This window comes from Caballeronia sp. KNU42, assembly GCF_053760385.1.
This window is the reverse complement of sequence record NZ_CM132388.1, coordinates 77,368-89,122: the sequence shown is the minus strand read 5'-3', so window position 1 is coordinate 89,122 and position 11,755 is coordinate 77,368. Positions and strand designations below refer to the sequence as shown.

Sequence of the window (11,755 nt, the reverse complement as noted above, 5' to 3'; positions counted from 1 at the left end):
CCGGCGATGCATTCGATCCCACGGCTGCCCGCGGTTTTTCAGGCCCGCGGCCCTGCTGACCGGCGGCATGTGGTCATTCGTCTGGTATAACGGTGGCCGGGCGGCCAAGATTGATGCGGGACGCGTATGGCGTGAATTCACCCGGCCTCGCCAAGCCTGGCAGGCCCTGTTAGGGACGAGACAAGCAACGAGACAGCGACTATAAACGCAGCATTCACCGCTGAAACTTTTCGCATCAAATTATAGCAATTCGCATACCCCACGCTTAAGCCCATGACCCGTCCAACGCTCGGTATTGCCGTCATCACCTTCAATGCAGCCGCACGCCTCGCGCAGTGTCTGGAAGCGGTTTCCTTTGCCGATGAAATCGTCGTGATCGACGGCGGCAGTACCGATGCAACCGTCGGCATAGCGGAGGCGCATCGTGCACGCGTGGTCGAGGCGCCCGACTGGCCGGGCTTCGGGCCGCAGAAAAATCGTGCGCTCGATGCGCTCACGACCGACTGGGTGTTGTCCATCGATGCGGACGAGGTGGTGTCGCCGGATCTGGGCGCCGCGATCCGTGCGGCGCTCTCGAAGCCGCAAGCCGACGTCTATGCGGTCGACCGGCTGTCGAATTTTTGCGGGCAATGGGTGCGGCACAGCGGCTGGTATCCGGACTGGATTCCGCGTTTGTTCAAACGCGGCACAGCCCGTTTCTCCGATGACCTCGTGCACGAACGGCTGGTGCTGACGAACCCCGATGCCGCCAAGGTTGCCCGTCTGCAGGGCAAGCTGATGCACTATTCCTACGAGGACTTCGAGACCGTCTTGCGCAAGCTGGATAATTATTCCACGGCCGGGGCGCGTCAACGCCACGCGGCGGGAAAACGCGGCAGCCTGGCCACCGCGGTGCTGCGCGGGGCGTGGGCCTTTCTCCGTACCTACCTTCTGCGACGCGGTTTTCTCGACGGCCGCGCGGGTTTCATGATTGCCGTGTTCAATGCGCAGACCGTGTATTACCGGTTTCTCAAGCTCTCTGAACTGAACCGGATGCGCTGAGCGGCATGTCGGCAGCGATGCCCTCGGCGAGCGCCAGCAACGACGCAATGTGCGCGGCAATGCTGGTGTCGTAGAGAATGGATGCCGCTGTCACGTGGGTATTTTTTGCATCCAGTGCACGTCGAACGGCGTGCCGCAGGCCATCTGCATCGCCCGGCTCGAAGGTAAATTTTGCGTTGTCCGCAATCGCGCTGCAACAGCCTACGCTGGTTGGAAAAATCACCGGCGTGCCGCACATCACGGATTCGATACCGACCAGGCCGAACGGCTCGTACTTCGAGGCCAGCACGGTGAAATCGGCAGCCCGATAAGCATCCTCGATATTCTTTGCGTAGCCGATGTAACGCACCTGCGCCGAGGTCTGCGCGGGCGGGCGCCCGGCGACTGCAACCACAACCGGCAGGCCGCTGTCGCGCAGCGCCGCCTCGATCAGCGGCAATCCCTTGCGTTCGTGGCTGCTCGATGGAAACAACAGCACGATTTCGTGATCGGCGAAACCAAACTGGCGGCGTAATTCGTTGCGCTTTTCGTCCGGCACGGGGGAAAAGCGTGTGCCGTCCACCGGAGGATAAAGCACGCGGATCTTTGAGTCGGCCACGCCGTAGAGCGAGCGCAATTCGTCGCGCATCATGTCAGAGTGCGCGACGATCACGCCGGCCTGCTGGTATTGCAAACGCTCCAGCACGATCTGGCGGCTGTCCGAGCGGCGCTCGCGCCGGCCGGTCGCGGCGAGAAAGCCGATATGCGTACCGCCGCAAATCGCTATCTCGGAGGACTCCACACGATTGCAGCCAATCAGCAGATCCACACGCGCTTTCTTGCGTGCCCGTTTGAGCGCCCAGTTGTAGTACGTGTCGCGCCACCTGGAAGGCAGGAACGATACGTTGATCCGGCGCGCATCGACCATCTGGCTTTCCGGCTGCGATGCATCGATCTTGCGCGCAAAAAACACCGGCTTGCGCTCGCCGGTGAATCCGGCCACGTTGAGCCCTCGGATCAGGTCCAGCGCGTAACGCTCAAGTCCACCGCTCAGTTTCAGCGCGTTGGCGGAGATGGCGACTCTCATCCCGGCGCGCATCAATACACGATTTCGATTGAGCTTCCCGCGAATTCGCCGCGCAATGCCGTGATGAGATCGTCGGTCGGCTTGACGCGCCACGCATCGCCGAGCCGTACTTCACCCTCGGCATGCTCGCTGCGATACACAATGCTCACGTTCAGGCCATTCGGGATATGGACGGGCTGGCGCGGACCACGACCGCCGTCGCGCTCGCCGCCGCGTGCCCCCCCACGTGATGGCGCCTGCACCACCGCCGGAGCAGCAGCCTGTTCAGGCGGCGCGCTATGCGCTTCGAGCACTTTCTTCAGCCGCAGCGCGTCAGCGTTGCCGTTCATTTCCACCTTCACCGCCTGCGCATAGCGGCTGCGTGAGCGTTCGAGATCCATGGCCGCCTCCACCGTGAAGCGGATGCCGCCGGTGAACGCGTCATTGCGCGCTTGGCCCTGCACGACGAGCAACTCATCTTCCTTGTAGAGGGCCTTGTTCGCTTCGAACTGCTCGTTGTACACCGTCACTTCGCACTGGCCGGTGCCGTCGTCCAGATTCACGATCAGCATCTTGCCGCGCTGGGTCATCTGGGTGCGCATGGTGGTGATCACGCCTGCGACAAGCTTGTCGCGCCCTTCCTTCAATTCGCCGATCTTCTGGCGCACGAAGCGCCGCACTTCGGTCTTGTAGGCATCGAAAAGATGGCCCGACAGGTAGAAGCCCAGCGCGCTCTTCTCTTCCTGCAAGCGCTTCTTGTCCGACCACATGGCTTCGTCGACAAGATCGTGGCCTTGCTGCGGTTCGTCGCCCATGTCGAAGAGACCGGACTGCATGGCGTTGGCCGCGGCCTGATCGGCCGCTTCCATGGCAAGCGGCACCGATGCAATCAACTGTGCCCGGTTCTCATGCAGCGAATCGAACGCGCCGGCGCGGATCAGCGCTTCCACCGTGCGCCGGTTCACCATGCGCCGGTCCACGCGCATGCAGAAGTCGAAGAGGTCGGTGAACGGCGCTTCTTCCCGCGCACGCAAGATTTCTTCGATAGCACTCTGCCCGCTGCCCTTCACCGCGCCCAGGCCGTATCGAATGGTTTTCGAACGCGTGCCGTTGACTTCGGCCACCGGCTCGAACCGGTACGCCGACTGGTTGATGTCAGGCGGCAGCACGTCCATCTTGTTGACGATGCAATCCTCGAACAGGATCTTGACCTTATCCGTGTCGTCCATGGCAAGCGACATATTCGCCGCCATGAATTCGGCCGGATGATGCGCCTTCAGCCATGCCGTGAAATACGCGAGCAACGCGTAAGCGGCCGCATGCGACTTGTTGAAACCGTAGCCGGCGAACTTCTCCATCAAGTCGAAGATTTCGTCGGCTTTGACCGCGGTCAGTCCATTTTTCGCCGCGCCCTGCCGGAACAGTTCGCGATGCTCGGCCATTTCCTCGGCCTTCTTCTTACCCATCGCGCGACGCAGCAAGTCGGCGCCGCCGAGCGAGTACCCGCCGATGATCTGCGCCATCTGCATCACCTGCTCCTGATAGACCATGATGCCGTAGGTCTCTTTCAGGACGGATTCCACACGCGGATCGGGATATTCCACGATCTCGCGGCCGTGCTTACGCGCGCAGAAGCTCGGGATCAGGTCCATTGGACCCGGCCGGTACAACGCCACGAGCGCGATGATGTCCTCGAAGCGGTCAGGCTGGGCGTCCTTCAGCATGCCCTGCATGCCGCGGCTTTCCAGCTGGAACACTGCCACCGTATTCGCTTTCTTGAGGATCTGGAACGAAGCGGGATCGTCGAGCGGAACCTGCGAGAGATTCCAGTCTTGCTTCGATGGATCCAACCGGCGGATATAACGCTCGGCCCAGTCGAGAATGGTGAGCGTGGTCAGGCCCAAGAAGTCGAACTTCACGAGCCCGACCGCTTCCACGTCGTCCTTGTCGTACTGGCTGACCACGCCGCCGTCTTCGCCTTGCGTATAAAGCGGGCAGAAATCCGTGAGCTTGCCCGGCGCGATCAGCACGCCGCCCGCGTGCATGCCGACGTTACGCGTGAGTCCTTCCACGCGCTGCGCAAGTTCAATCAGCTGATGCACTTCGTCTTCGTTGTCGAAGCGTTCCTGCAGCGTGGGCTCTTCCTTCAGCGCGTCCGCGATGGTCACGTGCTTGCCCGGCTTGAACGGGATCAGCTTCGCGATGCCGTCAGTGAACATGTAGCCCAGATCCAGCACCCGGCCGATATCCCGCACGGCTGCCTTCGCCGCCATCGTGCCGAAGGTCGCGATCTGCGATACTGCGTCCGCGCCGTATTTCTGCTTCACGTACTGAATGACGCGATCACGCCCTTCCTGACAGAAGTCGATGTCGAAGTCAGGCATCGACACACGGTCCGGGTTCAGGAAACGTTCGAACAGCAGGTTGTATTTGAGCGGGTCGAGGTCGGTAATGAACAACGCGTACGCGACCAGCGAACCGGCGCCCGAGCCACGGCCCGGACCGACCGGCACACCATTGTTCTTCGCCCACATGATGAAGTCGGCGACGATCAGGAAGTAGCCCGGAAAACCCATGCCAATGATCGTCTTGCACTCGAATTCCAGGCGCGCGTAGTATGTCTCGCGCTGCGCTTCGCGCGCGGCTTCATCGGGATAAAGCTGGACCAGCCGTTTCTCGAGACCTTCCTTCGACAAATGGACAAGGTAGTCGTCGAGCGACATGCCGTCAGGCGTTGGGAACAGCGGCAGTTTCGGCTTGCCGAGTTCAAGCTTCAGGTTGCAGCGCTTCGCAATTTCAACCGTGTTGGCGAGCGCCGACGGAATGTCCGCGAACAACGCGCACATCTCTTCTTGCGTTCGGAAATATTGCTCGGTCGTGAACCGTTTTTGACGTCGCGGATTCGCGAGGATATCGCCCTCGGAAATACACACGCGGGCTTCGTGCGCCGTGAAGTCGTCCGGCGTCATGAACTGCATAGGGTGCGTGGCGACTACCGGCAGCTTGAGCTTCGCGGCCAGTGCGACGGCCTGCTGAATATAGGTCTCGCCGCCCGGCAGCGCAGCGCGCTGCAATTCGATGTAAAACGCACCCGGAAACAGCTTGTTCCAGCGCTCTGCGTGACGAACCGCTGCCTGATCATTTCCGGCGGCAAACGCCATGCCGATATCGCCATGCTGCGCGCCCGACAGCGCCAACAAGCCTTCCGACAACCCGCTTTCCAGCCACTCGTATTCGACTTCCGCGCGACCCCGGTATTGATTCGTCAACCAGGCTTTCGACAGCAACTCGCACAGGTTGAGATAACCGCGCTGGTTTTTCACCAGCAACAGCAAACGCGCGGGTTTGTCGCGATCTGCAGGATTGGTGATCCAGACGTCGCAGCCGGCAATGGGTTTGACACCCTTGCCGCGCGCTTCCTTGTAGAAACGGACGAGGCCGAAAGCGTTGCCCAGATCGGTCAGCGCGAGCGCGCCCTGACCGTCCTTGGCAGCGGCTTTAACGACGTCGTCAAGGCGCACGATGCCGTCGGCAATCGAGAATTCGGAGTGAACACGAAGATGGACAAAGCGGGGATCTGACATGAGCGATATTGTACATGCGCCTATTCGCGAAATTCGCTCCAAAGGCTGCGTTAGCCATTCGGTCTAGGCGAATCAAGTTGCATGAAAAAAGTGCCGCATCGGCGTGGGCTCATCGGCCGATCGGTAGAGTCGGAGGCGCGCGCCGTTTGCGGGATAATACGAATTCGATGAATGCCCCAGGCGCTCGTCGAAACCGCTTTTTCCTCCGGCAACGCCCGTTTTCCAGCACTTTAAGAGCATTTGCGTCATGAGCATCGTCAACCTTTCCTCCTATAAGTTCGTGACCATTGAGAGCGGCGCCGACTGGCGTCCGCTGATTGTCGACCGGTGCACCCAACTTGGCCTGCGCGGCACGATCCTGCTTGCGCCGGAGGGCATCAACCTGTTTGTCGCGGGCGAGCCGGAGCAGATTGGCACGTTCATGGACTACCTTCGTACGGATCCGCTCTTCGAGGGCAAATTCGCCGATCTCGAGTTCAAGGAAAGCGTGTCGGCCACACAGCCGTTCGGCAAGATGCTCGTCAAGCTGAAGCGTGAAATCATCACCATGAAAAAGCCGGCGATCCGGCCTGAGTTAGGTCGCGCGCCGTCCGTCGGCGCTGCCACGCTGAAGTCGTGGCTGGATCGGGGCCACGACGACGAGGGCCGTCCCGTCGTCATGCTCGACACCCGCAATGCTTTCGAAGTCGATGTCGGCACGTTCGATCAGGCGCTCGATTACCGCATCGCGAAATTCAGCGAGTTTCCGGGCGTAATCGAGGAGCACCGTGCGGATCTCGAAGGCAAGACGGTGGTGTCGTTCTGCACGGGCGGGATTCGCTGCGAGAAAGCGGCGATCCACATGAAGGAAGTGGGCATCGACCATGTCTATCAACTCGAAGGTGGCATTCTCAAATACTTCGAGGAAGTGGGCGGCGCGCATTACCACGGTGAGTGTTTTGTATTCGATCACCGGACGGCGTTGAATGCCGCACTCGAACCGGCGCCGATTGCACCGAACGGCGAGGATCGAACGTCGGCCGCCACGGCAAGCACGGAAGATGACGCAGCCGATACCGACGAGGCACACGCGGCGATCACCGCAGACGGCCAGGCGTCGTTCCCTAGTCCGAACCATGGCCGGCATGACTCGTAGGCCGGCAACCCCGAGACGCCAGCGGCGTACGATCTTTCGTCGCGCGCCCCGCGCTGATCTGATGGCCGCGTTGCAGCTTACGTCAACAGGTCGGTGGGCGGAATGAAACCTGAACCGGGCTATCGGGGCCGTTTTGCGCCCTCACCCACGGGTCCGCTGCATTTCGGCTCGCTGGTGAGCGCGTTGGCGAGTTTTCTCGATGCCCGGGCGCATCGCGGAACGTGGCTGATCAGGATTGAAGATGTCGATGGACCGCGCACGGTGCCGGGCGCGGCCGAGGAAATCCTCGACACGCTGGGCAGGTTCGGCATGTTTTCCGCCGAGCCGCCGGTGTGGCAAAGCCAGCGTGAATTTGCTTATCAGCAGGCCTTCGAGCAACTACTGGCCGCCGGCTTCGTGTTTCCTTGCGGCTGCACGCGCCGCGAAATAGCCGACTCCCTCGCTCATAGTCATGCTCGACACGCCACGCTGGCTTATCCGGGCACGTGTCGCAACGGGCTGCATGGCAAAGCACCGCGCGCGTGGCGCATGCGCGTTCCCGATGGCGACGCCGCCGTTATGGGCTTCAAGGACCGCTGGCAAGGATCGCAGACGCAGGATCTGGCTAGCGAAGTCGGCGACTTCGTGCTCAAGCGTGCTGATGGCGAGTGGGCTTATCAATTGGCGGTTGTGGTCGACGACGCCGATGCCGGCATCACGCATATCGTGCGTGGCGCCGACCTGCTGGACTCCACCGCGCGTCAGATTTACTTGCAGCGCTGCCTGGGTGTTGCAACGCCCGCTTATCTGCACGTGCCCGTGATAGTGAACGAGCAAGGCGAGAAACTCAGCAAGCAAACGGGGGCAACAGCGCTTGATACCGGGTCCCCGCTGGTTGAGTTGACGCAAGCGGCGAAGCATCTCGGTCTGCGCCCGTCCCCGGCCGGTTCGCTCGAAGCGTTTTTCGCCGATGTAACGGCGCAGTGGGCAAAGCGGTTCGCGATCTAGGGCGTTGATTTTCAAACATTGCAAAACAAAAAAGCGGCATCTCTGCCGCTTCATCGTTTTTCCACCAGCCCCGGCCCTAACAAGCAGCCGACAGCCTCAAGACCCCGAAGTCGTTCTCCGCGGCATACCCAGGCCGCCGAGTAGCGCAGCCAGCGGCTGACGCGGCGTGCTCTTGCGTTCGGCTTCCGCAGCGGCGTCGTCCTGCGTTTTTCTCGTCGATGCCGCCGACGGTACGTACGGCTTCAGGAAAAAATCGTCGATAGGTTGCTGACGCGTATGCGAACGCTCGAACGACGTCGAACGGCGACGCGGCTCTTCGCTACGCGCATGCCGATGTTCGCCGCGCTCCGGCCGGCCCGGGCGCTCTTCGCGGCGAGGCGCAGAAGACGATTCGCGCCGCACCGGCACGTCGACCTTCAGCACCATGACTTCGAGCGGCCGTTTGATCAGCTTTTCGATATCGGCGAGTTGCTTGCGCTCGTTCGGGCTGCACAACGACAAAGCGTCACCCGTTGCGCCCGCGCGGCCCGTACGGCCAATCCGGTGAACGTAATCTTCCGCGCTGAACGGCAGGTCGAAGTTGATCACGGCCGGCAAGTCGGTGATGTCGAGACCCCGGGCGGCTACGTCGGTTGCAACCAGCGCCTCGATCTCACCCTTCTTGAATGCGTCAAGCGCCTGCATGCGCTCGCCCTGCGTACGGTCGCCGTGAATCGCCGTCGCAACAATCCCGTCCTTCTCCAGCACGCGTGCCAGCCGGCTCGCGCCGATCTTGCTGTTACAAAACACCAGCACCTGCTTCAGGCCGCGCTCACGAATCAATTGCGTCACTGCACCGGATTTATCGCTTTCAGCGACTTCGAAAACGATCTGCCGCACGTTCGCGTTCGTCGAATTGCTGCGCGCGACTTCGATGGTTTGCGGATTGCGCAAATACGTTGCCGCAAGCTTCTTGATTTCGCCGGAGAACGTGGCGGAAAACAGGAGCGTCTGACGTTCCTTCGGCAGCAGATTCAAGATGCGTTGCAGATCCGGCAGGAAGCCCATGTCGAGCATCCGGTCGGCTTCGTCGAGAACGAGAATCTGCACCTGGCCGAGATTCAGCGTCTTTTGCTGAACGTGATCGAGCAGGCGACCAGGCGTGGCGATCAGGATTTCAACCCCGCGCCGCAACGCTTCCGATTGCGGGTTCATGTCGACCCCACCAAACACCACCGTGCTGCGCAACGGCGTGTGCTTGGAATAGGCCTGCACGTTGGCTGCAACCTGGTCGGCGAGCTCACGCGTTGGCGTGAGAATCAGCGCGCGCACCGGGTGACGGGCGGGCGATGCGCTCGTGCTGGCCATGGGCAGCAGGCGCTGGATGATCGGCAGCGAAAAGCTCGCTGTCTTGCCCGTGCCCGTTTGCGCGGCGCCCATCATGTCGCGGCCGGCCAGCACCACGGGGATAGCTTGCGCCTGGATCGGCGTGGGGATCGTGTAGCCGGAATCGACCACCGCTCGCAGGATGTCGGCGGACAGGCCGAACTGGTCGAACGTGGGCACGGGACCGGGCACCGCGGATTCAGTGGCGCCCAACTCGAGTGCGGGAGTGGGAGCAGGAGCAGCAACAGGCGTGGCAAGACTCGCTTGAACTTCGGTGCTGGAATCAGCCCCGGGTGCGGCGTCGGATGAAGCGGCGGACGGGTTCGTGGCGACGGAATCGGGCATGGTGACTTTGGTGGCTTTCGCTTTCGCTAAAAATGCGCCGGAGCGGCGCGCGAGCGGTCATTCCACCGCTCATGGACATCGGATGAAGAAGAACCGCGTGTTTCGTCGATGCAACCGGCAAACGACGATCAACGCGCGGACTTCAGACCCGCAGGGTTTCGATTGCTGCGAATCCTCGCTTGATCCGGTCTGACGCAACCGGATGGCGCAGTACGGTACAAAGCAAGTGCAAACGGCTAAGTACGAGTGGCAAGTGCTGGTGCTGCTTGACCCCGAAGGTAAACATCAAGGCAAACATGACGGCAACCGCCGCGGGCATGAAAAACCTTGGCAAGCGATATGGAAGAACACCGGCCTGCCAGCCCAGCGACCAGGCTTCCCGTCCGACTCTCGATCACCGCAGGGTGAGGCGTTCGGACTTCGGGAAAGCCCGCTATTGTAGCACTCCCCCGTGCGCCATCACGTTGATCGGCGACGCGCCTTCAGAGGCCGCCATAGCCGGGAAGCCCAGCCGGACGGGCCTCGGCGCTGCGACCCCGATTGCCATAACAGCCTATTTCGGTTTCTGCGCGGGTTTCGGTGCCGGTTTCGGTGCATCCCTCACGACCATCAGACGCAATTCCGTCATGTCCTCGATCGCGTATTTCACGCCTTCCCGGCCCAGCCCGGAATCCTTGACGCCACCATACGGCATGTTATCAACGCGAAATGACGGAACATCGTTGACCACCACGCCGCCGACTTCCAGTTCGTCCCACGCAAGATTCACGTTGGTGAGGCTGTCCGTGAACACGCCGGCCTGAAGGCCGAAATCGCTGTCATTGACCGTTTCAAGAGCTTGGCCGAAGTCCGTGAACTTTTCGAGTATGGCGACCGGCCCGAACGCTTCCTTCCGGTACAGATCCTGGTCGCGCTCGACGCCTTCCAGCAGCGTCGCTTCGAACATTGCGCCCTCGACCTTGCCGCCCGCGATGATTTTCGCGCCGCTCGCCACAGCGCTTTCCATCCAGCCGGCCAGCCGGTTCGACTCGGATTCGGAGATCATCGGGCCAACGAAGGTCTTTTCATCCTTCGGATCACCCATTTTCAGCGACTTCGTTTTCGCGATGAGTTTTTCGCGTAACGCGTCGTAGATATCAGCGTGAATCAGGATCCGCTGCACGCCGATGCAACTTTGCCCGGACTGATAGAACGCGCCGAACGCCAACCGGTCCACGACGTAATCCAGCCGGTCAGCCTGGTCGCGATCGACAATTGCCGCTGCATTGCCGCCCAGCTCCAGGATCACCTTCTTCTTGCCCGCTTTCTTCTTCAGCTCCCAACCGACCGCCGGCGATCCGGTGAACGACAGGAGACGGAATCGTTCGTCGGTGGTGAAAAGATCGGCGCCATCGCGATGCGCGGGAAGAATCGAGAACGCGCCTTTTGGCAGATCGGTTTCGGCGAGGATTTCGCCCATGATGAGCGCGCCAACCGGCGTGCGGCTCGCGGGTTTCAACACGAACGGGCAACCGGCCGCAATCGCCGGCGCAACCTTGTGCGCCGTGAGATTCAGCGGAAAATTGAACGGCGAGATGAACGAACACGGGCCAATCGGCACGCGTTTGTAATAACCGTGATAACCGGCCGCGCGCGGCGCGATCTCCAGGTTGATCATGCCGCCGTCGATACGCACCGACTCCTCGGCCGCGACCCTGAAGGTATCGATAAGCCGCGTGACCTCACCTTTCGAATCGTTGATCGGCTTGCCCGCTTCGATGCACAGCGCCTCGGCGAGTTCGTCGAAGCGTTCGCGAAAGCGCTTCACGCAATGATCGAGCACCGCCTGACGCTGATACGGCTTGAATTCGCGCATCGCGCGTTGCGCGGCAACGGCATGGCCGATGGCCGCATCGATCGCTTTCGCGTCCGCCATTGCCACGCGGGTAGCCACTTCGCCGCTGAATTTATCGGTGACTTCCAGGTCCGTGTTCGCCGCGACGGGCTCGTTGGCCAGGTAATACGGATAGGTTTTCTTCAGCATGTCAGCCTCTGGTTAGCCTCTGCGTATGTCTAAAGTTGCGCGCTGAGCCGTCTGCTTTCGGGTGCTGCGGGATGAGGGCCACATGAAGGCCACATGAAGGCCGAGCGGCGCCCGCCGGTCCGTTTGAGCTCAGTCGACCGCACGCGGTTTGCGCATGCGGATATCACCTTACTCCGGATAGCCATTCGATGTTGCGGCCGACGGCGCGGATTTAAGTCAGCGAGGGCGTT

At 61.4% G+C, this 11,755-nt stretch carries 7 protein-coding genes; 3 read left to right on the top strand and 4 right to left on the bottom strand.

Features of this window, described 5'->3' with window-relative positions; all coding sequences use genetic code 11:
• Positions 1-273: 273 nt before the first annotated feature.
• A complete protein-coding gene (locus ACSOSP_RS00340) occupies positions 274-1,041 on the top strand; it encodes a glycosyltransferase family 2 protein (RefSeq protein WP_455308922.1) in 768 nt (255 codons plus the stop codon).
• Here the strand turns inward: ACSOSP_RS00340 and ACSOSP_RS00335 are convergent.
• Positions 1,010-2,107 carry a glycosyltransferase family 4 protein gene (locus ACSOSP_RS00335; RefSeq protein WP_455308921.1) on the bottom strand — a complete coding sequence of 366 codons (1,098 nt, stop codon included), beginning with the start codon at positions 2,105-2,107 and terminating at the stop codon, positions 1,010-1,012. The genes ACSOSP_RS00340 and ACSOSP_RS00335 overlap by 32 nt on opposite strands.
• 11 nt (positions 2,108-2,118) lie before the next feature.
• Positions 2,119-5,679: a DNA polymerase III subunit alpha gene (dnaE, locus tag ACSOSP_RS00330; protein WP_455311044.1), complete on the bottom strand. Its 3,561-nt coding sequence runs from the start codon at positions 5,677-5,679 to the stop codon at positions 2,119-2,121.
• A gap of 238 nt (positions 5,680-5,917) precedes the next feature.
• Between dnaE and ACSOSP_RS00325 the strand changes: the two genes are divergently transcribed.
• Together ACSOSP_RS00325 and gluQRS are read left to right on the top strand one after the other, a co-directional pair.
• Positions 5,918-6,805: a sulfurtransferase gene (locus tag ACSOSP_RS00325; RefSeq protein ID WP_455308919.1), complete on the top strand. Its 888-nt coding sequence runs from the start codon at positions 5,918-5,920 to the stop codon at positions 6,803-6,805.
• Positions 6,806-6,907: 102 nt separating this feature from the next.
• Complete coding sequence (gene gluQRS / locus ACSOSP_RS00320) at positions 6,908-7,792, top strand: tRNA glutamyl-Q(34) synthetase GluQRS (RefSeq protein WP_455308917.1); 885 nt, start codon at positions 6,908-6,910, stop codon at positions 7,790-7,792.
• Between the two features lie 96 nt (positions 7,793-7,888).
• On the opposite strand, the gene ACSOSP_RS00315 is transcribed toward gluQRS, so the two are convergent.
• Together ACSOSP_RS00315 and ACSOSP_RS00310 are read right to left on the bottom strand one after the other, a co-directional pair.
• Positions 7,889-9,502 carry a DEAD/DEAH box helicase gene (locus ACSOSP_RS00315; RefSeq protein WP_455308916.1) on the bottom strand — a complete coding sequence of 538 codons (1,614 nt, stop codon included), beginning with the start codon at positions 9,500-9,502 and terminating at the stop codon, positions 7,889-7,891.
• A 553-nt stretch (positions 9,503-10,055) separates the two neighbouring features.
• Positions 10,056-11,525 carry an aldehyde dehydrogenase family protein gene (locus tag ACSOSP_RS00310; RefSeq protein ID WP_455308915.1) on the bottom strand — a complete coding sequence of 490 codons (1,470 nt, stop codon included), beginning with the start codon at positions 11,523-11,525 and terminating at the stop codon, positions 10,056-10,058.
• Positions 11,526-11,755 lie beyond the last annotated feature (230 nt).